Consider the following 23,912-nt stretch of genomic DNA (forward strand, 5'->3'; position numbering starts at 1 on the left):
CGGTTCAGAACAACGACACCCTGAAACCCGGATTCAGAAAGGATTCGCGGGGATGGTAATCCAACGTGCGTCCGGTCCAGTCGTTGACCAGCGCGCCGGCGGCGGCGGCCACCGCATGGCCGGCGGCGGTATCCCAGACGCTGGTCGGTCCGAAGCGGGGATAAAGCTGCGCGCTGCCTTCCGCCACCAGGCAAAACTTCAGCGAGGAGCCGATGGTCACCGTTTGATGCTCGCCCAGTTGGGCCAGATAATCCTGTAATTCGCTATCGTCGCTGTGCGAACGGCTGATGACCACCAGCGGGGGCCGGGCCTCCTTGCAGTGGATGGCCAGCCGTTCGCCGTCAGGCGTTATCTTCCAGGCATTGCCGGCGTCGGCGGCGTAAAGGATATCGGTGGCCGGGGCATACACCACGCCCATTACCGGCTGGCCGTCTTCGATCAAGGCAATATTCACCGTGAACTCGCCGTTGCGCCGCAAAAACTCCTTGGTGCCGTCCAACGGGTCCACCAGCCAGAAACGGGTCCAGCCGCGGCGCACGTCCCACGCCGGCGGGTCCTCTTCGGACAGAATGGGAATATCGGGCGCCAGCGCCTTCAGTCCGGCGACAATAACCCGATGCGCCGCCAGATCGGCGGCGGTGAGCGGTGAATCGTCGGTTTTATGGGTCAGCTCGACGGGCGCACCGCCATCGTAGACCCGCATAATCGCAGCGCCCGCCTCACGCGAGAGCCGGCTAATCTGTTCAATCATGTCTCACCTCTGGATCATTACATCATATTCACCAGACTAGCTTTTTTTCACAAAATAGCCATCGGAATAATCTAGCGGCGGGTGTCGGCAGCGGGGCGCGCCAAACGCGCCCCGCGGGGATCAGAGGATTTCCAGCAGCTCGACTTCGAAGATCAGCGCGCTGAACGGCGGTATGGACGCGCCGGCGCCGCGCTCGCCGTAGGCCAGGTTGTGCGGAATGTACAATTCCCACTTCGAGCCGACCGGCATCAGCGTCAGGGCTTCTATCCAGCCGGGAATAACCCCGTTAACCGGAAACTCCGCCGGCTGGCCGCGCTGTACCGAACTGTCGAATACCGTGCCGTCCAGCAAACGCCCGGTATAATGGACGCTCACGCGGTCCTGGCGGCTCGGTATGGCGCCGTCGCCCTGCGCCAAGACCTTAAACTGCAAACCGGACTCCGTCTGGCGCACGCCCTCTTCCTTGGCATTGGCGTCCAGGAATTGCTGTCCCGCCACCGCCAGATGCTGCTGGCGATCGAGGCGAACCGCGTCCGCGCGTTCATGGATAATGCGCAGGGCGCGGTGGATGGCGTCAACCGGCACCGCCGGGGAATTGCCGGCCAGCGCATCGCTCAGCCCGGCCAGCAGGGCCTCGGGCAGCAAGCCTTCCAGTCCCGACTCCTGCAACTGCTGGCCCACTTGTAAACCAATGCCGTAACTGGCCTGGGCTTCCACGCTGTCTAAAGAAGGTACGCTCATGTTTTTTCCTTGAAATGGTAAAAAGCGAAAGGCGCAGCATAACAGCGCAGGCGTTTGGGGTAAAATCCTCTATGATGAATATGAGTCCTGCATCGGGCAGGCAGGCTTCTTGCTTACCGGTCAATTAAGCTATGGAGGTTCCCTGTGCGCCGCTTTATACTCGCGAGGGTTACAACAGGTAAACCATTGCAAGAGAGGTTATCATGGGCAGAATTTCGCCCGGGAAAAACAAAACCCCACGTTTTTCCCCGTTGGGTTACGGCGGATTCAAATGGAAGTGGCCTCTGCGTCTGCTGCCCGATGATGATTCCAACACATCAGGCCGGCCAATGCTGACCCTGCTGAAAAGAGTATGGCACTTACCCGACGGTTTCCAGTGGATGGGTCCGTTACCGCCGCTGCATCGCCGTCTGGTGCTGATTGCCGCGTTGATTATCGCGGCGGCGATACTTTGGCCCTATTCGCCCTCGACGGATACCACGCCCGCCCCCGGTGCGAAAACCGCGGCCAATGGCCAGGGAACGGTTATCCAGGCGGAGCTGGTGGACAATAACCGGTCCGCCGCCCCGGCCCCGGCGCCCGCCGCCGGCGACGGCCAGTTGCATCGCTATCGCATCGTCGAGGGCCAGACGCTGGCGCAATTGTTTCGCGAGCATAACCTGCCGGTAGGGGATGTATTCGCGATGGCGCAGGCGGAAGGCGACGACAAACCGCTTAGCAGCTTGCAGGCGGGTCAGCAGGTGGAAATCCAGCAGAATGCCCAGGGTGTCGTGCAGACGCTGACGATTGAAACCGGCGCCAACAGCCGCATACGTTTTGTCAGGCAGGCCGACGGCAGTTACCTGCGTCATTAAACGCGGGCCTTAACCCCGGCCAGGCTACCCTTCCCCATGAACGCGCAGAAATTCGCCCCCGGCAGTTGACCGCCCATGGCGCGTTCTCCGGGCGCCAGACAGCAAAACGCCGGCATAAGCCGGCGTTTTATCAATCGCTTAATCTTTCGATTAGGCTTCAGCCACCACGATAACATTCAGGGTAGCGAAAACTTCGCTGTGAACCTGGATGCTGACATCATGGTCGCCGATGGTGCGCAGCACACCGTTAGGCAGGCGCACTTCACTTTTGGCGACGTTGACGCCGGCAGCGGTGATGGCGTCGGCGATGTCGCGCGTACCGATAGAACCGAACAGTTTACCTTCGTCGCCTGCTTTAGACGCAACGGTAACACTTCCCAGTTCAGTGATTTTATCGGCGCGAGCCTGGGCCGCGGCCTGAACTTCAGACAGCTTGGCTTCCAGCTCAGCACGACGCTCTTCAAAATACTCAACGTTTTTCTTGGTGGCCGGAACGGCTTTACCTTGCGGTACCAAGTAGTTACGGGCATAACCCGCTTTAACGTTAACTTGTTCGCCTAAGCTACCCAGGTTGGCAACTTTATCAAGCAGAATAACTTGCATTACCTTATCCTCTCAAAGTCTTAGTGGACAGTGACCGATTACTGATGACGATCAGTGTACGGCAACAGAGACAGGTAGCGCGCGCGTTTGATCGCACGGGCCAACTGGCGTTGGTATTTGGCACGAGTACCGGTGATACGGCTCGGGACAATTTTACCGCTTTCGGTGATGTAGTTTTTCAGCGTAGCGATGTCTTTATAGTCAATCTCAATAACGCCTTCCGCGGTGAAACGGCAGAATTTGCGACGACGGAAATAACGTGCCATTTGGCTAGTCTCCAGAATCTATCAATTCAATCTGCTCGGCATGCAGGACCATTTTATTCAGCCCATTGCGGCCTTGATGGCTGCAAATGAAACCGTGGATGGTGAGCTGCGTACCGACCGTTATACTGCGAGTAATCTCTTGCGATTGTTTTCCACTGACCACCACGGGCATACGGCACCATGCTTGCCGTGAAAAACCGGCTTCCTGTTGCTGCGAGCGGTGCTCAAGCACAAACTGGCAGTGAGGAATACCCGACGGACTAACCTTTCGAATGGGTGCCTTGCACACGGTGCCGGACAGCATCAGACGGTTCGCCGTCATCATCGATTACTCTTCAGAATCCCCAGCATCATTGTCATCGTTGGCTTCGGTGGCGAAATCTTCACGGCGATCGCGGCGTTCATCTTTTGCTTTGACCATCGGGGAGGCTTCGGAAACCGGATGTTTAACGCGCATGATCATGCTGCGAATAACGGCGTCGTTGAAGCGGAAGTTTGTTTCCAGCTCATCGATCACTTCCTGCGAGGCTTCTACGTTCAACAGAACATAGTGGGCTTTGTGCAGTTTATTGATCGGGTAAGCCAGTTGACGGCGGCCCCAGTCTTCCAGACGATGAATGATGCCCTGCGCGTTGGTGATAACACCGGTATAACGCTCGATCATTCCTGGAACCTGTTCGCTTTGGTCAGGATGAACCATAAAAACGATTTCGTAATGACGCATACAGAATTGCTCCTTACGGATTATTCAGCCTCCTGTCAGGGTCAACCGCGGCCCATGGAAGCAAGGAACGTGATAATTGTGCGGCTGAAAAATGACGCGCAATCTTACATTTATGCGGCGGCAAATACAAGGACCGATGCGCAGGGAAAGCGGCGGTGAACGGGCACAGTTATATAGAAAAGCATTAATTAGCAAAAAAACTATTCAATATGTATGTTTTTTGTTCAAAAAAACTGATTTATTCAATCAATAAAGTGTTATTTCCCTCCCCTGCGCGCTGGCATATACTGTTTAATAATAAATCACTGGCGACGGTGAACAGTCGCCGGCGCCGCCGGGATAAGGCGGCGATAGAATCCCCAACACCAGGGAATCATCAATAATTATAAAGTAAGTTTATTTTAGCCCCCCTGTGGGGCTTTTTTATTGGCCGTCGACGCCGGATGCCGGGTTAAAGGTGCCGCCCGAAAAACGTCACGGCGGCGGACAGCGCGGTTACCGTAATTTTATGGCCGATGCCGGGTTCGGTGAGGTATGTCGCCTGATGAGGCCCACGCGCCTCCAGCGCCTGGTACAGGCGGCGGCTTTCCGTGGCCGGGACCAGTGGGTCGGCTTCGCCATGCCAAATCAACAGCGGCCGGTTTGCCAGCTTCTCGAGCTGATGGAAGACTTCGTAGCCGGCCAGGGGGGCCATCTGGCGCTCAAACTCTTTTTGCCCGGCGCTTGACGTCAGCGCCACGGGCGGGAACAGGGTTTTCGCCAGCCGCAGATAATCTCCCGAGCCCATAAAGTCCGCCGCCACGCGCAGCCAGTCATAGCGCGCCATAGCGCCCAGCGCGGTCATGCCGCCCATGGACGCGCCGCATACGCCGATGCGCCCGTCATCGATAAGCCCCCGCTGCTGGTAATGTGTTTTCATGGCGGGCATCTCGTCGATATTAGCACGTAGAATTGCCCAAAACTGGGCCAGGCGCCGCTGCTCGTCGCCGTCAAACCGCGCGCCGTGCATGGCGGCATCCGGGAGGATAACGCGAAATCCGGCCTTTGCCAGGGCATAACCAAAATAGCTGTATACCTCTTTTGACGAGGTATAGCCGTGGTAAAAGAAAATTGTCGGCAGCGGCAGCGGGTATCCCCCCGCCGGCACCGCATGGATGACGTCGATACCGCCGACGGACTCCTGATGCATTTCAACCATATTGCCCCCCCTTCGCATTATTCTTTTATACTATCTCTATCTCACTGCGTTATTTTTATGGCCGACATTGATGAAACCACTCTACCCTATAATCCTGCTCCTGAGCATGCTGACGGCGGGCTGCAGCGTGCTTGAAGGCAAGCCGGTCCCGCCGCCTGCGCCCACCGCCCAGGCGCAGGAAATCAGCCGCAATCAGGCCGGCGCCTTGACCAAAATAGGCCGGATCGCCGTCGAGGAACGCGGCAGCCCGATGGATGCCGAAGCTGCGCTGCGCGCGCAGGCCAATGCCCGCCAGGCCCGCTATTATCAAATCATTATGCTGTCGGAAGACGTTATCGCCGGCATCTGGCGCGGCGAGGCCATTTTATATCGTTAAGCGGGAAGGGTCATGGCGCCGGACGCTCGCCGCCAGCCACGTTGTCCGGCGCCGGCGGCGGCAGGCCCATTCAGGGAAGCTGGCGCTGGCGCACGGCCTCAAACAGGCAAACGCCCGCCGCCACGGAGACATTAAGCGACGAGACCGAGCCCGCCATCGGGATACCGATCAGCTCATCGCAGTGCTCGCGGGTCAGGCGGCGCATGCCCTCGCCTTCCGCGCCCATGACCAGCGCCAGCGGGCCGGTCAGCTTGCTTTGATACAGATGATGATCCGCCTCGCCCGCGGTGCCGACGATCCAGACGTTGTGTTCCTTCAACATGCGCAGGGTGCGCGCCAGGTTGGTGACGCGAATCAGCGGTACGGTTTCCGCCGCGCCGCTGGCCACTTTCTTGGCGGTGGCGTTGAGCTGCGCCGAACGATCGCGCGGCACGATAACCGCATGTACGCCGGCGGCATCGGCGCTGCGCAGGCAGGCGCCGAGGTTATGCGGGTCGGTAATCCCGTCCAGCACCAGCAGGAAAGGCGCGGCATGCTGTGCCAGCAGCCCCTCCAGATCATTTTCCTGCAGTTGGCGCCCTTCCTGCACCCTTGCCACTATGCCCTGGTGCACCGCCCCTTCCGCGGCCTCATCCAGCCATTGGCGATTGGCCACCTGGATGACGATACCGTTGGCTTCCAGCGCCACCACCAGCTCATGCAGGCGGCGATCGTCGCGGCCCTTCATGATATACACATCGAGAAAACGCTGCGGATCGCGTTCCAGTAAAGCTTTAACGGCATGAATACCGTAAATGATTTCGCTCATGTTGCTCTTTTATCACCGAATGGGCCGTAACGGCCCATGGATTAAGGTCTGCCGGCGGTCGCCGGCACGCTGGCGCCCGGACTTATTACTGGTCCGGCTTGCTTTCCGCGCCGCTTTTTTTCCTGCTGCGCCGTGGTTTGCTGGCCGACGGCTTTTTAGGCGGATTATCACCGGTGGCGGCGTCCGACGCGCCTGCGCTGGCCGCCCTGGACGGCGCGCTTTTAGGTTTGCTCCCTTTGCCATCGTTCGGCCGAAAGGCGCTGTCCGGTTCGAAGTTACCCGCCTTTGGGCCGGAGCGGCGGCGGCGCGGCGGCTTGCCGTCGCTACCGGTGCCGCCAGTGGCGCCGCGTGCGGCCTGCTGCGTGCGCACACGTTCGGTTTTACCCGCGCCTCTGGGCTGCCGCTTGCTGGAGATCAGGGAGAAATCGATTTTACGCTCATCCATATGGACCGCCTCAACCTTGATTTCCACCACGTCGCCGAGGCGATAGACCCGTCCGCCCGACTCGCCAATCAAGCGCTGGCCGATATTGTCATAGCGGTAATAATCGTTATCCAGGGTTGAAACGTGCACCAGGCCGTCGATAAACAAATCATTCAGACGCACAAAAAAGCCAAAGCCGGTGACGCTTGCGATAATGCCGCTGAAGGTCTGGCCGACGTGATCCTGCATAAAGTCACATTTCAGCCAATCGGCCACATCGCGGGTCGCTTCGTCGGCCCGCCGCTCGTTCATGGAGCTTTGCTGGCCCAACTGCAGCATTTCCGCCATTTCGGCATGCCAGCCGCCGGTAGGGGTGGACCGGCCTTTGGCCTCGCCTTCCTGCTTCGCCAGCAGATATTTAATACTGCGGTGCAAAGACAGATCCGGATAACGGCGGATGGGCGAGGTAAAGTGCGCGTAAGCCTGCAGCGCCAGACCGAAGTGACCACGGTTTTCCGGGTCGTAAATCGCCTGTTTCATCGAGCGCAGCAGCATGGTTTGCAGCATCTCGTGATCCGGACGCGTGGAGACGATATTCATCATCTCGGCGTAGTCTTTCGGCTCCGGTTTAATCCCGCCGCCCAGCGTCAGGCCCAGTTCGGCCAATACGGTGCGCAGCGCGGTGATATGATCGTTGCTGGGACGGTCATGCACCCGGTACAGCGCCGGCTCGTCGTTTTTCTCGACAAAACGCGCGGCGGCGATATTGGCCAGGATCATGCATTCTTCAATCAGTTTGTGCGCGTCGTTGCGCTTCACCGGTTCGATGCGATCGATGCGGCGCTCGGCGTTAAAGATAAACTTGGCTTCGTCGGTTTCAAACGAGATGCCGCCGCGCTGTACCCTGGCCTGTTCCAGCGTCTGGTACATTTCATGCAGCGTTTGGATCGGCTTGACCAGCGGATGGTAGTGCTCGCGCAGTTCCCGATCGCCCTGCAGGATCTGCCATACCTTGGTATAGGTCAGCCGCGCATGGGAATTCATCACCGCCTCGTAAAATTTATAGGAGGAGAGTCGTCCCTGCGCGGAGATGGTCATTTCGCAGACCATGCATAAACGGTCCACCTGCGGATTCAGGGAACACAGGCCGTTGGAGAGTTTTTCCGGCAGCATCGGGATGACCTGCGACGGAAAATACACCGACGTGCCGCGACCGCGCGCCTCATTGTCCAGCGGCGTATTGGGACGGACGTAATAACTGACGTCGGCGATGGCCACCCACAGACGCCATCCGCCGCCGCGTTTCTTTTCGGCGAACACGGCGTCATCGAAATCGCGGGCATCCTCGCCGTCGATGGTCATCAGCGGCAGGCTCCGGAGATCCACCCGCCCGCGTTTTGCCGCCTCGGGCACCTCTTCCTTCAGCTCCGCGACCTGGCTTTCCACTTCCGGCGGCCAGACATAGGGAATATCATGGGTACGCAAGGCGATATCCACCGCCATGCTGGTACCCATATTGTCGCCCAGCACCTCCACCACCTTGCCGACCGCCTTGGTGCGCCGCGTGGGGCGCTGGGTCAGTTCGACCACCACCACAAAACCCATGCGAGCGCCGCCGGTGCTTTCCGGCGGGATCAGGATATCAAAACTCAACCGGCTGTCGTCGGGCACCACAAAGGCGCTGCCGGCGTCGGTAAAATAGCGGCCGACAATCTGGCTGGTCTTGGGCACCAGCACGCGCACAATGCGCGCTTCGCGCCGGCCTTTACGATCGGACACCAGGGGCTGCGCCATTACCACGTCGCCATGAATGGCCATTTTCATCTGTTCCGCGGACAGGTAAAAATCGTCTTTGCTGCCTTCCACTCGTAAAAAACCAAAACCATCGCGATGGCCGATAACCGTGCCACGCAGCAAATCCAGGCGTTCAGGCAGCGCATAGCACTGCCGGCGGGTAAAAATCAGCTGGCCGTCGCGCTCCATGGCGCGCAGGCGGCGGCGCAGGCCTTCAACCTGGTCTTCGCCGGTAATGCCCAAATCCTGCGCCAACTCTTCGCGACTGACGGGCGTTTCCCGTTTGGCCAGGTGCGCCAGGATAAACTCCCGGCTGGGGATGGGAAATTCGTATTTTTCTGCCTCTCGTTCGAGAAAGGGATCTTGTGACATGCGCTACCTCCATTGTCCAAAACAGGTTGCTGTGCCGATATCATTCAACAAGCAATAATGTGTAGAGCGGCGGATTTCCTGTTTTAAACAGCTGGCTGGGACGATTCGACCACGTTCCGCACAACATCCACGCTATATCCGCACTACAACAGATCAATATTATTGATCGGGGTTTACGTCCTGCTAACCGCACTTCTGCTATCCCTAACAGCGGGCATGGCGACAAGAGGACAGATAACAAGAAAACGATGGTAATAAGAGTAACCTTTAGGAACCAATCAGGCTATAAGACTTGTCAACTGCTGGGGAGGAGACAGGGGCTACCGACGGGCTAACTTATTAATAATAAATATAAAACCGGGCAATGCCCGGTTTGTTACATTTTTTGGCTTTTACGATTTAACCGCGATCACGCGTCAAAAGGATCACGTAAAATCATGGTTTCCGTGCGATCCGGACCGGTAGAGATAATATCAACCGGTACGCCGGTGACTTCCTCGACACGGCGAATATAACGCCTGGCCGCTTCCGGCAGCTTATCAAACTCTTTTACGCCGAAGGTGGATTCGCTCCATCCCGGCAGGCTTTCATAGATAGGTTCGATACCTTCCCATCCTTCGGCCGCCAGCGGGGTGGTCTTAAGTTCGCGGCCATCCGGCATGCGGTAGGCAATGCAGATTTTCACTTCCTTCAGGCCGTCAAGCACATCAAGCTTGGTCATGCAGAAACCGGAAAGAGAGTTAATCAGCACCGCGCGGCGCACCGCAACCGCGTCCAGCCAGCCGGTACGGCGGCGGCGGCCGGTGGTCGCGCCGAATTCGTTGCCTTTGGTGCAAAGGTATTCGCCGACGTCATCGAACAGCTCGGTGGGAAAGGGGCCTGCGCCGACACGCGTGGAATAGGCTTTAACAATGCCCAGCACGTAGTCTACATAACGCGGGCCGATACCCGAGCCGGTGGCAACGCCGCCCGCGGTGGTATTGGATGAGGTGACATACGGATAGGTACCGTGATCGATATCCAGCAAGGTGCCCTGGGCGCCTTCAAACATGATCAGCTCGCCGTTTTTACGGGCGGTGTCCAGCAGCTCGGACACATCAACCACCAGGCCGGTGAGGATATCGGCAACCGCGAGAACGTCGTCAAGGATGGTCTGGTAGTCCACCGCTTCCACTTTATAATAATTCACTAGTTGGAAGTTATGGTATTCAACAATTTCCTTAAGCTTGGTGGCGAAGGTGGTTTTGTTGAACAGATCGCCGACGCGCAGGCCGCGGCGCGCAACTTTATCTTCGTAGGCGGGGCCGATGCCGCGTCCCGTGGTGCCGATGGCTTTGTCGCCACGGGCTTTCTCACGCGCCATATCAAGAGCAACATGGTAGGAAAGGATCAGCGGGCAGGCTTCGGAGATCAGCAAACGTTCACGTACCGGTACGCCGCGCGCTTCAAGTTCGCCCATCTCTTTCATTAAGGCTTCCGGCGATAATACGACGCCGTTGGCAATGATGCTGGTTACGTTTTCACGCAAAATACCAGAGGGGATCAAATGAAGTACGGTTTTTTCACCGTTGATAACTAAAGTATGACCGGCATTGTGTCCGCCTTGGTAGCGAACCACATATTTTGCCCGTTCAGTCAGCAGGTCTACGACCTTGCCTTTACCTTCGTCACCCCATTGGGTGCCCAGTACGACAACGTTCTTACCCATCTCTCAATTCACCAGATTGCTTAAAAAAGGATTCTAACATCTCAGTCCCGGGCTTTCAGTACTTTTTAACCTCAGGCCGGACTGTTTTTTATCTGTGCGATCATCCTCCCATTCTGCTTCGCAACATGTAGTAGATTACACCGCCGGCCACCACTAGACCGCCGCCGAAGCGACGTAATAATTTATCCGGCAGCGTGGTCATTGCGCCGATCATTTTGCGCCAGGCGCCCGGAAACAGCAGAGGACCGAGGCCTTCCAGCACCAATACCAGCCCCAACGCCATCCATACAGTAGGATTCATGACGACCTCATAAAAAAAAGGCCCGTGCAAACGGGCCCGTACTTGATAACAATACCGTGTTAACCCTGGCAGGAGCGCGCCAACACCCATCGCCAAGCAGGCGTGTTAAAGGGAGACCCCATGGCAGGGTAGGCCCGCGCCAACACCCATCGCCAGGCAGGCGTGTTAAAGGGAGACCATGCCGATGGGGTCGAATCGGGCGTGGTTTTCCCGCCCGACCGAGACCCCATGGCAGGGTAGGCCCGCCAACACCCATCGCCAGGCAGGCGTGTTAAAGGGAGACCATGCCGATGGGGTCGAATCGGGCGTGGCTTTCCCGCCCGACCGAGACCCCATGGCAGGGTAGGCCCGCCAACACCCATCGCCAGGCAGGCGTGTTAAAGGGAGACCGTGCCTGGGGTTTAGCAACTCAACGACCCAACGGCGTCGTGGTGGTCGTGGCCGGTGATTTCATAAATCGGAAGAAATCACTATCCGGACTCAGCACCATGATGTCGTTATTGCTGCTAAAGCTGTTCTCGTAAGCCCGCAGGCTGCGGATAAAAGCGAAGAACGCCGGATCCTGGCTAAACGCGTCGGCAAACAGCCGGGCGGTTTCCGCATCGGCCTCGCCGCGGGTGATAAGCGCGGTACGCTCAGCCTCCGCCAGCGTACGGGTCACTTCATAGTCCGCGGCGGCGCGCAGCTTTTCCGCCTCTTCCTGTCCCTGCGAGCGATGGCGACGGGCTACCGCCTCACGCTCCGCCCGCATCCGCTGGAAAATGGCGTCCGACACTTCGGCCGGCAGGCTGATCTGCTTAATACGCACATCCACCACTTCGATACCCAGCGCCGCCATGCTGTTCGAGTTCACCGCCGGCTGCGCGCCCTTGGTTTCCCGTTCCACACGCGCCGCCGCCGACGCGATAGCGTTATCCGCCGCGGTGGTTTCCACCTCGCCATCGCCCGCGGTCCCGCTGTTAAGCGCCTCGCGCACATCGGTCATCAGACGGTTACGCGAATCGGTAACGATCCCTTTCACGTCCAGACGGCCCAGTTCGGAACGCAACCGGTCGCTGAATTTACGTTTCAGCAGCACCTCGGCCTGGGACACATCGCCCCCGCCCGTCGCCAGGTAATACCGGCTGAAGTCGCTGATACGCCATTTGATATAGGAATCGACAATCAGATCTTTCTTTTCCATGGTGACGAAACGATCGGCCTGGTTTTCCATGGTCTGGATACGCGCGTCAAGGGTTTTTACCGTTTCGATAAACGGAATCTTGAAATGCAGGCCGGGCGAGAAGATTTCCGGCTTGTTTTCGCTATCGCGCAATACCTTGCCAAAGCGCAGCACGATGCCGCGCTGGCCTTCTTGCACCACGAACAACGAGGCGTACAACACCACCAGCGCCACGACAACAATAAGGATTAAAGGCTTACGCATCGGTTATTCCCTCCCTACGCGAGTGGTGGTGTCACGCTGGGCGTTGGCCCTGCGCTGGTCCATGACGGAACCGGAACCGCTGTTTTCATTCTGGCCCGGCTCCGCCACTCCAGCGGCGTTGACGGACAGCGGCGGCAGGCGCAGCAGGGTACTGGCGCTGGTATCCTTACGGCTGGCGTCGGGGGCCGGCGGATTGCGCAGCAGTTGATCCAACGGCAGCACCATCACATTGTTGCCGCCTTTATCGTTCACCAGGATTTTACGGGTATGGCTCAATAAACGCTCCATCGAGTCGATGTAAAGACGCTCGCGGGTAATTTCCGGCGCGGCTTTGTATTCAGGCAACAGCTTGGCGAAACGCTGCACCTCGCCTTGTGCCTCCAGCACGGTGCGGGTCCGGTAGGCGCGGCCTTCCTCAAGGATGCGCTGGGCCTGGCCGTTGGCGCGTGGCTGCACCTCATTGGCGTAGGCTTCGGCTTCACGAATATACTGCTGCTCGTTTTCGCGGGCGGCAATGGCATCGTCAAACGCGGCTTTGACTTCCTCGGGCGGGCGGGCGGCCTGGAAGTTGACGTCCAGCAGGGTAATGCCCATGTCGTAAGGACGGATGGTTTCTTCCAGCACACGCTGCGTATCGCTTCTGACCACGGTACGACCCTCGGTGAGGATACGATCCATGGTGTATTTGCCGATCACGCCGCGCAGGGCGCTGTCGGTTGCCTGGCGCAGGCTGTCATCGGCATTGGTGACGCTGAACAGATAGCGCTCGGGATCGGTAACCCGGTACTGCACGTTCATTTCCACGCGCACCACGTTTTCATCGGCGGTCAGCATCACGCCGGAGGCGGCCAGCTCCCGTACCGATTCGACGTTCACGGCCACCACCTGATCAATAAAGGTGGGTTTCCAGTTCAGGCCGGGCTGGACCAGGCGATCGAATTTGCCAAAACGTGTGACAACCCCGCGCTCCGCTTCCTTGATGGTATAAAAACCGCTGCCGGCCCAGATGATGACCACCGCCAGGACAGCGAGACCGACATAACGGCCGCCGCGCGCGGGACCGCTGACGCCGCCGGTGCTATCCGGTGACTTCTTGCCGCCGAACCCGCCCAGCTTCTTGCCGAGCTTACGGAAGATATCGTCCAAATCGGGAGGTCCTTGTTCACGTCCGCCTTTATTATTATTTCCGCCAGAGTTGCCGCTATTATTATTGCTGCTCCCCCACGGGTCGCGGTCATGTCCGTTATTACCGGGCTGATTCCACGCCATGTTTTAGCTCCATTTTACTTAATTAGTAGTCTTCAGGCTTTTGTTCCCAAAGGACGGTCAGACAAGATAGTCCGCCAACTCGTTTTCCTGCTTGCAAAGACGACGCCAGTCGATGATGGGTAACCGGACTATCAAACCCATGCTGCCGTCGTCTTCGATCCATTCTTTTTCAATTGCCTGAAGCTGGTAGAACCTGCTGCGTAGACGTCCCGCCTGCGGAGGCAAGCGCAGCTCGTGCTGAGCAATCTCGCCCGACAGGCGCTCGGTCAGCGCCTGAAAAAGCAACGGAATTCCTTCGCCGGTCTGGGAGGACAACCATACCCGTACCGGCACATTTTCCTCATTGCGATCGATACGCGGCACAAAATCGTCCAGCATATCGATTTTATTCATGACTAATAATTCCGGTATTTCATCCGCGTCTATTTCAGCCAGCACCGCATCCACGGCGGCGATATTTTCCTGGCTGCGCACATCCGACGCATCCACGATATGCAGCAATAAAGTGGCTTCGCGCGTTTCCTGCAGCGTGGCCTTAAACGCCGCCACCAGATCATGGGGCAAATGGCGGATAAAACCGACGGTATCCGCCAGGACCGTATCGCCGACATCGTCGACTTCTATACGCCTGAGCGTGGGGTCAAGGGTGGCGAATAACTGGTCTGCGACATACACCCCCGCCTGGGTCAGCCGGTTAAACAGGGTGGATTTACCGGCATTGGTGTATCCCACCAGCGATACCGTGGGGACATCGGCGCGGTTGCGGGCGCGGCGCCCCTGCTCGCGCGTTTTTTCCACCCGCTCCAGGCGCGAGAGTATCAGGGTAATGCGGTTGCGTAATAACCGGCGGTCGGTTTCAAGCTGGGTTTCACCCGGCCCGCGCAAACCGATACCGCCTTTTTGCCGCTCAAGGTGGGTCCATCCCCGCACCAGGCGCGTGGCAAGATGACGCAATTGCGCCAGCTCAACCTGCAGCTTACCCTCATGGGTACGCGCGCGCTGCGCGAAGATATCCAGAATCAGTCCGGTTCGGTCGATAACACGGCATTGGCACAGGCTCTCAAGATTTCGTTCCTGGGCCGGCGACAACGCATGGTCGAATAATACAACAGACGCACCACTGGTTTTAACCGCTTCGGCGATTTCAACGGCCTTTCCCTCACCGACATAATATTTGGGGTGGGGTGCCTTGCGGCTCCCGGTGATGACGTGCAACGCTTCTACCCCGGCGGAAGATACCAGCGACTCAAATTCCTGTAGATCTTCCGTGTCTTTGTCTTGTGAGAAAAAAATGTGAACCAGTATGGCCTGCTCACCGGTATCGTAACGGTCAAACAAGCGTACAACCTCTCAAACGGATAATCCGCAGTTGTAACGGAGCCTTAGCGTCAGCGACACGCTAAAGCACCGCGGTATGGTTAAGCCGGATGCGCCTTATTCGACGTCATCACTTTCCTGGGGCTGTGCAGGCGCCGCAGGATTGCTGCCATGATGATAATTGCTGCTGCTGGCACCACTGGCCGGATTGTTATTGTGATGCGACACCGCACGCGATGGTACTACCGTAGAAATGGCATGCTTATAAACCATCTGACTAACCGTGTTTTTCAACAAAATGACAAACTGGTCAAATGACTCAATCTGGCCCTGCAATTTGATACCATTCACCAAATAAATAGAAACCGGAACCCTTTCCCGACGCAATGCGTTCAAGAACGGATCTTGCAAAGATTGCCCCTTAGCCATTCTATCTTTTCCTTATGTGCTTGTTGTTTGTAACAAGAACCATGTGTGGCTCTAAAATTAACGATGTAAAAAAAAAACGCGTTCAGTACTTTTCAATTGTACACAATCACCCGACCTATGCACTAACAACCTGTAATACCGTATCTAAGGCTGAGCGGGGCTTATCACTATCGAGCCAGTGCACTGACCGCCAACCGCGCAACCATGTCATTTGGCGCTTGGCCAACTGACGGGTTGCGCAAATCCCACGAAACACCATTTCATCGTAATCGATTTCACCTGAGAGATATGACCACATCTGGCGATAACCCACACAACGGATGGAGGGCAGATCGGCGTGCAAATCTCCGCGCAGGTAAAGCGCCCTGGCCTCCTGCTCGAAACCGGCGGCCAGCATCTGGTGGAAACGTTGCTCGATACGCTGATGCAACTCTTCGCGGTTTTGCGGCGCAATCGCAAACTGATGAACCCGATAAGGCAATGCTTCGCCAGATATTTTCGTCAGTTCCGTTAGAGTTTTACCTGAAACGAAAAAAACTTCCAGTGCTCTGGACAGTCTCTGGGGATCATTAGGATGAATACGCGTTGCCGCCACCGGATCGATCGTCTGCAACTGACGATGCATAGCCTCCCATCCCTTAAGACCCGCTTCCAGGGCGATACGTTCCCTAATTTCAGGATTTGCCGGGGGCAAGGGGGATAATCCCTCGAGCAACGCCTTGAAATAGAGCATTGTACCGCCAACCAGTAACGGCATACGTCCGGATGCGGTGATTTCTGACATCGCCTGCAGCGCATCTCGGCTAAAATCCGCTGCCGAGTAGGCTTGCGCCGGATCTTTAATGTCGATGAGCCGATGCGGCGCCTGCGCCAGTTCTTCCGGTCCGGGTTTTGCGGTGCCGATATCCATGCCACGATAGATCAGCGCCGAATCCACGCTGATGATCTCTACGGGCAAATGCCGGCAAAGCGCCATGGCCAAGGCGGTTTTACCCGAGGCGGTCGGCCCCATCAGGAACAGGGCCGTGGGACGGTGCGCGTCGTTCATCACGTCACTCATGCTTCAGGGCCTCTACGGCGGCCTCGAGATCCAGCATCACCAGCAGGTCGCCGGGCGGATTTTTAACCCATTGCGGACACAGCCGCTCTACCTCGGCGAGCAGTTGGATTGCCTGGGAAAGGCTCCAGTCATGCTGCTCGCTGCTCAACCGGCCGGCGATCCAGCCGGCGATAATGTCGGTGGAAACCGCTTCCTTTCCCGACAGATAGCCTAACAGTTCTGGAATCAAGTTTTGTAAATTTTGTTGGCGTAATGGTAAAGGTACGCCATTAAGCGTGGCCTGAAGCTGATGAACCTGCAATTGAATCCCCAGTTCAGTCAATAAAGCCTGATGGCGATGGTAGGCGGCCACTTCGGGCTCTTGCAGCGCCATGCGCAAGGGAATCAACAGCGGCTGCGCGCGCAGCCCTTCGCCCTCCGGCGTCAGTTGCCGGCGCTTGAGGCAGCGCTCCGCCACCGGCAGTGCGATAAGCGCCAGGCGCCGGCGAAATTCCACCAGGGCATAACAGGGCGGGTAAATGGACAATACCCGGCCGAAACTCTGCGCGTCGCCGGTATCATCCGGCGCGGCGGTCGACGGCAGCGCCGCGGTTTGGCGCGCATCACGCGCCCCTGCCGCGCGATCCTCCCGCGCCGGCGCGCCCGGCTGGATCAGCCGCCGGTATAATTCGCCCTCTTTTTTCTGGTAACCGGGGCCGGCGGGATAAGCCGCCGCCGGTTCGCGCAGGGCGCCCCTGCCGGACGCCCCCGCAGACACGGCCCCCCGGGCCGGGCCACCGGCGCGCCCCGGGCGTTCGGCGGCGGGGAATAGCGGCGCCGTGGCGGGGGCGGTCAGGGTATTTTTACCCGCGGCCTGGCGATTTTCCGGCGACCAGTGCGCGGCGGATTGCGCCTCGTCATTGAGGGGCAGCGCCGGCGCGGCGCTTTGTTGCAGCACCGAAATAATGGCCTGGTAAATAAAGTCATGCACCAGGCGCGCCTGGTGGAAACGCACCTCATGCTTGGCCGGATGGACGTTGACATCCACCTGATGCGGGTCCACCTCGAGATACAGCACAAACGCCGGCTGCTGGCCTTCGGTCAGTTGCTCCAGATAGGCCTGGCGGATGGCATGGTTAATCAGCTTATCGCGCATCATGCGCTGGTTAACGTAACAATATTGCATTTCCGGCAGCTCGCCGCCGCCGCGGGGGTCGGCAACCCAACCGCGAATGGTCAGATCGCCATGGCTCCACGACACCGCCAGCGCGCGCTGCACAAAAGCCGGTCCGCACAGACTGCCCAGCCGGCGCAGATGCTGGGCTTCCTGGGTCACCGCGCGATATTGCCGCACCGGCTTGCCGTTATGCGTAAGGGTAAAGGTCACGTCGAAACGCGCCAGGGCGATGCGTTTTACCACCTCGTCGATATGGGCGAACTCGGTTTTTTCGGTGCGCATAAATTTGCGCCGCGCCGGCGTATTGTAAAATAAGTCCAGCACTTCCACCGTCGAGCCCACCGGATGCGCGGCCGGCTTCAGGGTCACGTCCATATCGCGGCCTTCGGCATAGGCCTGCCAGGCTTCGCTCTGCGCCTCGGTGCGCGAGGTCAGGGTCAGGCGCGACACAGAGCTGATGCTGGCCAGCGCTTCGCCGCGAAAACCCAGGCTGACGATCGCCTCGAGATCGTCGAGCGTAACAATTTTACTGGTGGCGTGGCGCGCCAACGCCAGCGCCAGCTCGTCTTTATCGATGCCGCAGCCGTTATCGCGGATGCGGATAAGCCTGGCGCCGGCTTTTTCAATATCGATATCGATGCGGGTGGCCCCGGCGTCCAGGCTGTTTTCCACCAGTTCCTTCACCACGGACGCGGGGCGTTCCACCACCTCGCCCGCGGCGATCTGGTTGGCTAGCTGTGGCGGCAGCACCTGAATGGGCATGACGGCATTACCTCTGGCATTATGCGGGTGGAATAATCAACGTCTGACCTAACATGACATTATCGGATTTAAGCTTATTAACGCGTTTCAGGGTATCGCTGCGCACCCCATATTTTGCGGCAATGCCGGTCAGCGAATCCCCCACCGCCACTTTATGACGGCGCGCGCGGGCGGCCTGCGTTTGTTGCGGCACGGCGCCCGCCGGAATTTTCAGCCGCTGTCCTACCCAGACGACATCCCGTTTCAGTTTATTCAGATCGCGCAGCGCGGCCATGCTGACGCCATATTGCGCCGCGATGCCGGACAGGGTCTCGCCCCGTTGCACGGTATGGCGGGTCACCGTTGCCGATGCCGCCGCGCCGCCCGCAGGCTGTACCGCGCCGGCGGTGGATTGCGACACCGCCTGCACGCCGCTGGCGCCGGCATCCATCGCCGAACTGACGCCCTGCGGCCGGTTTTCCAGCTTCGGACCGTTTTGCTGCGGATGCGACGCGAAATACGCCCGCAGGCCAAGATAAATGGCGTTGGCAATTTTATCCTGGTAATCACTGCTGCCCAGCAACCGCTCTTCGCCGGTATTGCTGATAAAACCGGTTTCCACCAGAAGCGATGGAATATCCGGTGAGCGCAATACTCCAAGGCTTGCGTGCTCCGGCCGCGCTTTATGCAGCGAGCCGACGTTGCGCAACTGCCGCAGCACCCGGGTGGCGACGTCGTACCCTACCCGCTGTGAATGGCCGAACTGCAAATCCAGCACCGCCTGGCTGAGATACGGATCGGCGGCGCTGTTGGCCAGCAAATCCCCCGCGCCGCCGAGCAGCTCCGATTGCTTTTCATGCTGTTCCAGCCAGTTGCCCATTTCGCTATTGGCGCGGCGGTTGGACAAGACCCAGACCGACGCGCCGTTGGCGCTGCGGTTTGGCGCGGCATCGGCATGTATCGACACCAGCACGCTGGCGCCCTGTTTACGCGCCACATCGGAGCGGCCCATGACCGAGATAAAATAATCGCCGTCGCGGGTCAGCGCCGGCCTGAACATCGGATCGGCATCCAGCAGCGCTTTCAGTTTGCGGGCAATGGCGATGGTGACATTCTTCTCCTTCAGGCCGTTTGGCCCGATGGCGCCGGGGTCCTGCCCGCCGTGCCCCGCATCGATGGCCACCACCACCCGATCGCCGGACGCCACCGCGCGCCGCGGTCCCCGTGCGGCAGGCGCCGCGTTGGCGGGCGCGCCGTCAAACGGATTGTCCTGCGCCGCCGGCGTCGCCGCGCGGGTAACGCGCGCGCGATTTGGCGACGGGGTAACCTGCGCGGGCCTGGCCTGCGCCGGCCGGGGCTGTCCGGTCAAGGTAAAGACCAGGGTATAGCGGCCGTTCTCTTGTGCGGCGGCGGCCTGCACGCGCGATTTGCGCGTCAGTTCAAACACCAGCCGGATACTCTGCGCGTCGGGCGCCTGGCTGCTGCGAATGCGGCTGATGATGTTCTGGCCGTTAAAGTTCAGCGGCAGCCCTTGGGCCACGGCGCTATCGCGGATATCCACCACCACCCGTTCCGGATTGTGCAGGGAAAAGAAGGCATACACCGGCTGCGCGGCAAAACCCAGCGTCACCGTCGAGCGCTCGTCGCCGTTGGTCACATTGATATCGCTGAGGTTTGCCGCTAACGCCTGTCCCATCAGGCACCCGAACACAATGAATAAAATCGTCCTGATCTTCAGCATCATGAATGATTTTCCCGGCGTGACGCCAGCCGCGCCAGGATATGCGCGCCGCGATCGGATCGGGGCTCCAGCTGCGCCTGGCGCCCGGCGCCGACATACTCAAGCGACAGGACGATATCGGCGTCAGGCAGTATTCCCTGGCCTTTTTGGGGCCATTCCACCAGGCACAGGGCATCCTGATCGAAATAATCACGCACGCCCATAAACTCCAGTTCTTCAGCATCCGCCAGACGGTAAAGGTCGAAATGATAGACCGTCCTCGGCGTTAATTCATAAGGTTCGACCAGGGTGTATGTCGGGCTTTTCACATTGCCCGCGTAGCCCAGGGCGCGTAAAAAACCGCGGCAAAACGTGGTCTTGCCGGCGCCCAGATCGCCATAGAGATAAATCACACAGGATTGTCGGCAGGCCGCGGCCAGCGCCGCGCCTAATGCTATGGTCGCCGTTTCGTCCGGCAAAGGTAATACACGTTTGTCCATGTCTGATTTCTATGCGATACGTTCAGGATTAACAAATTGAGATAACGCGGGCAGCAAATCCGTGGCCAGCATACCCCGCGTTCCTTTTTCCGCCGCCAGCTGGTCGGCGGTGGCGCCATGCACGACACAGCCGGCGCAGGCCGCGTCATACAGCGGCAGTTTCTGCGCCAGCAAACCGCCGATAATGCCCGACAGCAGATCGCCCATGCCGCCCGAGGCCATGCCGGCGTTGCCGACATCGGCGACGGCCATGCGGCCTTCATCGTCGGCAATAAGCGTGCCGGCGCCTTTCAGGACCACCACGCCGCCGTACCGTTTAATGATATTTTTCGCCGCGAGTAAGCGGTCACTTTCAATGTCGCCTACCTTAGCATTCAGCAGGCGGGCGGCCTCCCCGGGATGCGGGGTGATAATACGATTGTGACGTTTCTGTGGGTTGAATGCCAGCAGGTTAAGCGCATCCGCATCCCACAACATAGGTTTAGTGCAGTTTTCCACAACGCGCAGCGCATTTTTCCCCCACTCCGTCTGGCCCAGTCCCGGGCCGATGACAATGACGTCCGCCCACTCGAGCCCCTGGCGCAGGGACGCGTCGTTAAGGGGCTCGACCATCAGTTCCGGGCGGGCGGTCAGCAACGATGCGATATTTTCCTCACGGGTCAGTACCCGCACCAGGCCGGCGCCGGCGCGCAGCGCCGCCTCTCCGGTCATGCGAATGGCGCCGGACAAGCCGCGATCGCCGCCGACGATCAGCAAACGCCCGTTATCCCCTTTATGGGAACAGGGATCGCGCGGCGTGAGCCAGCGCGTCAGCTGCGAAGCGGTCAGCCGTTCCATAACCGGCGCCTGGCGCGCCAGCCAGGGCGCCAGTCCCAGGTCGTCATAGTGTAGCCGTCCGGTCACGCTGCGCGCTTTGCCGGTCAGCAAACCGGGCTTGAGGGCGATAAAAGTCAGGGTATGCGCCGCGTTTATCACCGCCCCCGCCACCGCGCCGGTTTGCGCATTCAGGCCGGAGGGAATATCCAGCGCGACGACCGGGGCGGCATGGCCGTTAGCCGCCGCGATAAGGGTGCTATAAGGCGCGCGCGGGGCCGCCGCCAGGCCGGTGCCCAGCAAACCGTCGATAATCACGTCCGTCCGCTCCGGCCAGACGGCGTCGGCCCCCAGGACCGTCCCGCCGGCATCCAGCCACGCCTGGCGCGCCAGCCGGGCCTGTTCCGGCAGCGGGTGGGTCCCCTTACACTCGATAAGCGTTACCTGCCTGCGTTGCGACCGGGCCAGGCGCGCCACCACGTAGGCGTCGCCGCCGTTATTGCCGTGGCCGGCCAGGATCAGGTAATGGCCGGCAAACGGATAAAGCCAGCTCAGGGCGCGCCAGGCGGCGGCCCCCGCGCGCTCCATTAATTCATACAGCGTTACCCCGGCAAGATCCGCCGCCTCCGGTTCCCAGCCCCGCAGCCACTCCGCCCCGTAGACGGAATGTGGTAAACTTGCAGAGCTTGTTTTCTTTTTATGGTCCGCCATGTCATACCCTTTTGATCTTTTGGAATTAGCCCGGCTTATCAAGCAATGGGGGCGGGAACTGGGTTTTCAACAGGTCGGCATCTGCGATACCGATCTGGCCGCCCATGAGCCCGCCTTGCAAACCTGGCTGGACAACCAGTATCACGGCGAAATGGCCTGGATGTCCCGTCACGGCATGCTGCGCGCGCGCCCCCATGAATTGCTGCCCGGGACCCTGCGGGTCATCAGCGTCAGGATGAATTACCTGCCGGCCGGGGCCGCCTTTGCCCGTACCCTGAATAATCCCCGTATGGGTTATGTTAGCCGCTATGCGCTGGGACGCGACTATCACAAGGTTTTACGTCAGCGTCTTAAGCAGTTGGGCAACAAAATTCAGGATTGGTGCCAAGGGGTAAACTTTCGGCCGTTTGTCGACTCAGCGCCGATCATGGAGCGCCCCCTGGCCGCCAAGGCCGGCATCGGCTGGGTTGGTAAACACTCGCTAATCTTGAATCGCGAGGCCGGCTCCTGGTTTTTCCTCGGGGAATTACTCATCGACTTGCCCCTGCCGGTAGACCAGCCCCAGGAGGAACAATGCGGGCGCTGCGTCGCCTGCATGACCACCTGCCCCACCGGCGCCATTGTCGCGCCCTACCAGGTGGATGCGCGCCGCTGCATTTCTTATCTTACCATCGAACTGGACGGCGAGATCCCCGAGGCGCTGCGTCCGCTGATTGGCAACCGCATCTACGGTTGCGACGATTGCCAGCTAATCTGCCCGTGGAACCGTTTTTCCCAATTAACCGACGAGCCGGACTTCAGCCCCCGGGCGGTACTGCATACCCCGGAATTACTGGCATTGTTTGCCTGGGACGAGGCGCGGTTCCTGCGCGTTACCGAAGGGTCGGCCATCAGGCGCATCGGCCATTTGCGCTGGCTGCGCAACGTGGCGGTAGCCCTGGGCAATGCCCCTTATGAAGATAATGTCGTGCTCGCCCTGCGGGAACGGCTGGGCGAAAACGCCATGCTTGACGTGCATATACGCTGGGCCATCGATCAGCAACTGCTGCGGCGGGACGCCGGGACGGTCAGCGTACAGACCGCGCAGCAAAAGCGGCTGGTAAGGGCGATTGAAAAGGGTTTAGTTCGCGACGCGTAAGCCGCGGCAGCTGATTATAGCGCAATGTTTTAAAAATTCCCGCCTGTGGATAAAATTAAAAAACCGTTGGCAATCAAGCACGCTAAAAAAGGCAATAGGCGCCACCGACGTTTTTAAATAAATTTTAATTGATAAATATCAAAGGACTAAACTTTTCTTTTGATCTGAACACTGGTAAGGGAAAATTATTATTACGAGGCTGCGCTGTGGATAACTCTGTTCAAAACATTTTGGCCCGCGCTGTAACCGCCGCGATGCGCAAATGCATGATAGCCATTGAATGTAAGCGGATTTTGATGTTGGAGCGGGAAACGAGGCTCGAACTCGCGACCCCAACCTTGGCAAGGTTGTGCTCTACCACTGAGCTATTCCCGCTTTATGTGTGACTGAGTAACGTCTGGCTGTCTGTTGCGGGAATGACCCTGGGTCATCACGTCGACCGCCGATAAAAAACGTCTGCCGAGCAAAGGCGCCTTTTCGAAACAGCTGCTTTCAACCATTTGAAATAGAAAGCTTTTTTTACAAATCCCCGCTCAGGAATGGACGAGATTATGGACTGATACCCTAAGAGAGTCAATAACTCGGCGGAAATTTATTGTCTCTCCCCGGCGAACCGTAGACGGCGATTTACCCGTTACGGCAACGGAAGGGCGGGTGGTGCGTTTTCATTGCGGCGCGCGACCGGCGACCTGAACCGTTATCCGGGACGGGC

General features: G+C 58.8%; 23 protein-coding genes and 1 tRNA gene. 3 read left to right on the forward strand and 21 right to left on the reverse strand.

What is annotated here, in order from left to right:
- Window positions 1-4: 4 nt before the first annotated feature.
- Window positions 5-751 (reverse strand): 3'(2'),5'-bisphosphate nucleotidase CysQ, encoded by a 747-nt coding sequence (gene cysQ, locus ACL2XG_RS12145; RefSeq protein WP_410016540.1) that lies wholly within the window; start codon window positions 749-751, stop codon window positions 5-7.
- A 120-nt stretch (window positions 752-871) separates the two neighbouring features.
- Entirely contained in the window at window positions 872-1,492 is a 621-nt protein-coding gene (locus tag ACL2XG_RS12150; protein WP_410016541.1) for a peptidylprolyl isomerase, read from the reverse strand.
- Between the two features lie 203 nt (window positions 1,493-1,695).
- Here ACL2XG_RS12150 and ACL2XG_RS12155 point away from each other — a divergent pair, with 203 nt between their 5' ends.
- A complete protein-coding gene (locus ACL2XG_RS12155; protein ID WP_413722086.1) occupies window positions 1,696-2,346 on the forward strand; it encodes a LysM-like peptidoglycan-binding domain-containing protein in 651 nt (216 codons plus the stop codon).
- A 150-nt stretch (window positions 2,347-2,496) separates the two neighbouring features.
- On the opposite strand, the gene rplI is transcribed toward ACL2XG_RS12155, so the two are convergent.
- The 5 genes from rplI to yjfP all read right to left on the reverse strand — a co-directional run bounded on the left by rplI (window position 2,497) and on the right by yjfP (window position 5,137).
- Window positions 2,497-2,949, reverse strand: coding sequence for a 50S ribosomal protein L9 (gene rplI / locus ACL2XG_RS12160; RefSeq protein WP_410016543.1), 453 nt, complete (start codon window positions 2,947-2,949; stop codon window positions 2,497-2,499).
- Window positions 2,950-2,987: 38 nt separating this feature from the next.
- On the reverse strand, window positions 2,988-3,215 hold the full coding sequence (rpsR, locus tag ACL2XG_RS12165) for a 30S ribosomal protein S18 (RefSeq protein WP_048637617.1): 228 nt from the start codon (window positions 3,213-3,215) through the stop codon (window positions 2,988-2,990).
- Between the two features lie 4 nt (window positions 3,216-3,219).
- Window positions 3,220-3,537, reverse strand: coding sequence for a primosomal replication protein N (gene priB, locus ACL2XG_RS12170; protein WP_331120002.1), 318 nt, complete (start codon window positions 3,535-3,537; stop codon window positions 3,220-3,222).
- 6 nt (window positions 3,538-3,543) lie between these two features.
- Complete coding sequence (gene rpsF / locus ACL2XG_RS12175; protein WP_162364108.1) at window positions 3,544-3,939, reverse strand: 30S ribosomal protein S6; 396 nt, start codon at window positions 3,937-3,939, stop codon at window positions 3,544-3,546.
- A gap of 451 nt (window positions 3,940-4,390) precedes the next feature.
- A complete protein-coding gene (gene yjfP / locus ACL2XG_RS12180; protein ID WP_413722085.1) occupies window positions 4,391-5,137 on the reverse strand; it encodes an esterase in 747 nt (248 codons plus the stop codon).
- A gap of 70 nt (window positions 5,138-5,207) precedes the next feature.
- On the opposite strand from yjfP, the gene bsmA reads away from it, so the two are divergent.
- A complete protein-coding gene (bsmA, locus tag ACL2XG_RS12185; protein ID WP_410016545.1) occupies window positions 5,208-5,513 on the forward strand; it encodes a biofilm peroxide resistance protein BsmA in 306 nt (101 codons plus the stop codon).
- A gap of 70 nt (window positions 5,514-5,583) precedes the next feature.
- On the opposite strand, the gene rlmB is transcribed toward bsmA, so the two are convergent.
- The 13 genes from rlmB to nnr form a co-directional block, all read right to left on the reverse strand.
- Window positions 5,584-6,321 (reverse strand): 23S rRNA (guanosine(2251)-2'-O)-methyltransferase RlmB, encoded by a 738-nt coding sequence (rlmB, locus tag ACL2XG_RS12190; protein ID WP_410016546.1) that lies wholly within the window; start codon window positions 6,319-6,321, stop codon window positions 5,584-5,586.
- Between the two features lie 85 nt (window positions 6,322-6,406).
- Entirely contained in the window at window positions 6,407-8,911 is a 2,505-nt protein-coding gene (gene rnr, locus ACL2XG_RS12195; RefSeq protein ID WP_413722084.1) for a ribonuclease R, read from the reverse strand.
- A 409-nt stretch (window positions 8,912-9,320) separates the two neighbouring features.
- Entirely contained in the window at window positions 9,321-10,619 is a 1,299-nt protein-coding gene (locus ACL2XG_RS12200) for an adenylosuccinate synthase (RefSeq protein WP_413722083.1), read from the reverse strand.
- Between the two features lie 100 nt (window positions 10,620-10,719).
- A complete protein-coding gene (locus ACL2XG_RS12205) occupies window positions 10,720-10,920 on the reverse strand; it encodes a DUF2065 family protein (RefSeq protein ID WP_410012152.1) in 201 nt (66 codons plus the stop codon).
- Between the two features lie 409 nt (window positions 10,921-11,329).
- On the reverse strand, window positions 11,330-12,346 hold the full coding sequence (hflC, locus tag ACL2XG_RS12210; protein ID WP_410012153.1) for a protease modulator HflC: 1,017 nt from the start codon (window positions 12,344-12,346) through the stop codon (window positions 11,330-11,332).
- 3 nt (window positions 12,347-12,349) lie between these two features.
- The gene (hflK, locus tag ACL2XG_RS12215; RefSeq protein WP_410012154.1) at window positions 12,350-13,615 is read right to left on the reverse strand and encodes an FtsH protease activity modulator HflK; all 1,266 of its coding nucleotides are present in this window, start codon (window positions 13,613-13,615) and stop codon (window positions 12,350-12,352) included.
- 57 nt (window positions 13,616-13,672) lie between these two features.
- Window positions 13,673-14,953, reverse strand: coding sequence for a ribosome rescue GTPase HflX (gene hflX, locus ACL2XG_RS12220; RefSeq protein WP_410012156.1), 1,281 nt, complete (start codon window positions 14,951-14,953; stop codon window positions 13,673-13,675).
- Between the two features lie 96 nt (window positions 14,954-15,049).
- Complete coding sequence (gene hfq, locus ACL2XG_RS12225; RefSeq protein ID WP_331121869.1) at window positions 15,050-15,361, reverse strand: RNA chaperone Hfq; 312 nt, start codon at window positions 15,359-15,361, stop codon at window positions 15,050-15,052.
- A 115-nt stretch (window positions 15,362-15,476) separates the two neighbouring features.
- Window positions 15,477-16,409 (reverse strand): tRNA (adenosine(37)-N6)-dimethylallyltransferase MiaA, encoded by a 933-nt coding sequence (gene miaA / locus ACL2XG_RS12230; RefSeq protein WP_413723542.1) that lies wholly within the window; start codon window positions 16,407-16,409, stop codon window positions 15,477-15,479.
- 4 nt (window positions 16,410-16,413) lie between these two features.
- A complete protein-coding gene (gene mutL / locus ACL2XG_RS12235) occupies window positions 16,414-18,339 on the reverse strand; it encodes a DNA mismatch repair endonuclease MutL (RefSeq protein ID WP_410012157.1) in 1,926 nt (641 codons plus the stop codon).
- Between the two features lie 19 nt (window positions 18,340-18,358).
- On the reverse strand, window positions 18,359-20,062 hold the full coding sequence (gene amiB, locus ACL2XG_RS12240) for an N-acetylmuramoyl-L-alanine amidase AmiB (protein WP_413722082.1): 1,704 nt from the start codon (window positions 20,060-20,062) through the stop codon (window positions 18,359-18,361).
- The gene (gene tsaE / locus ACL2XG_RS12245) at window positions 20,059-20,538 is read right to left on the reverse strand and encodes a tRNA (adenosine(37)-N6)-threonylcarbamoyltransferase complex ATPase subunit type 1 TsaE (RefSeq protein WP_410012159.1); all 480 of its coding nucleotides are present in this window, start codon (window positions 20,536-20,538) and stop codon (window positions 20,059-20,061) included. The genes amiB and tsaE overlap by 4 nt, the downstream gene beginning before the upstream one ends.
- A gap of 9 nt (window positions 20,539-20,547) precedes the next feature.
- Entirely contained in the window at window positions 20,548-22,062 is a 1,515-nt protein-coding gene (nnr, locus tag ACL2XG_RS12250) for a bifunctional ADP-dependent NAD(P)H-hydrate dehydratase/NAD(P)H-hydrate epimerase (protein ID WP_413722081.1), read from the reverse strand.
- Here nnr and queG point away from each other — a divergent pair.
- Complete coding sequence (queG, locus tag ACL2XG_RS12255; protein WP_413722080.1) at window positions 22,061-23,200, forward strand: tRNA epoxyqueuosine(34) reductase QueG; 1,140 nt, start codon at window positions 22,061-22,063, stop codon at window positions 23,198-23,200. The genes nnr and queG overlap by 2 nt on opposite strands.
- 300 nt (window positions 23,201-23,500) lie before the next feature.
- Here the strand turns inward: queG and ACL2XG_RS12260 are convergent.
- Window positions 23,501-23,575, reverse strand: a tRNA-Gly gene (locus ACL2XG_RS12260).
- Window positions 23,576-23,912 lie beyond the last annotated feature (337 nt).

This window comes from Sodalis sp. RH24 (genome assembly GCF_047324145.1).
GTDB lineage: Bacteria > Pseudomonadota > Gammaproteobacteria > Enterobacterales > Enterobacteriaceae > Acerihabitans.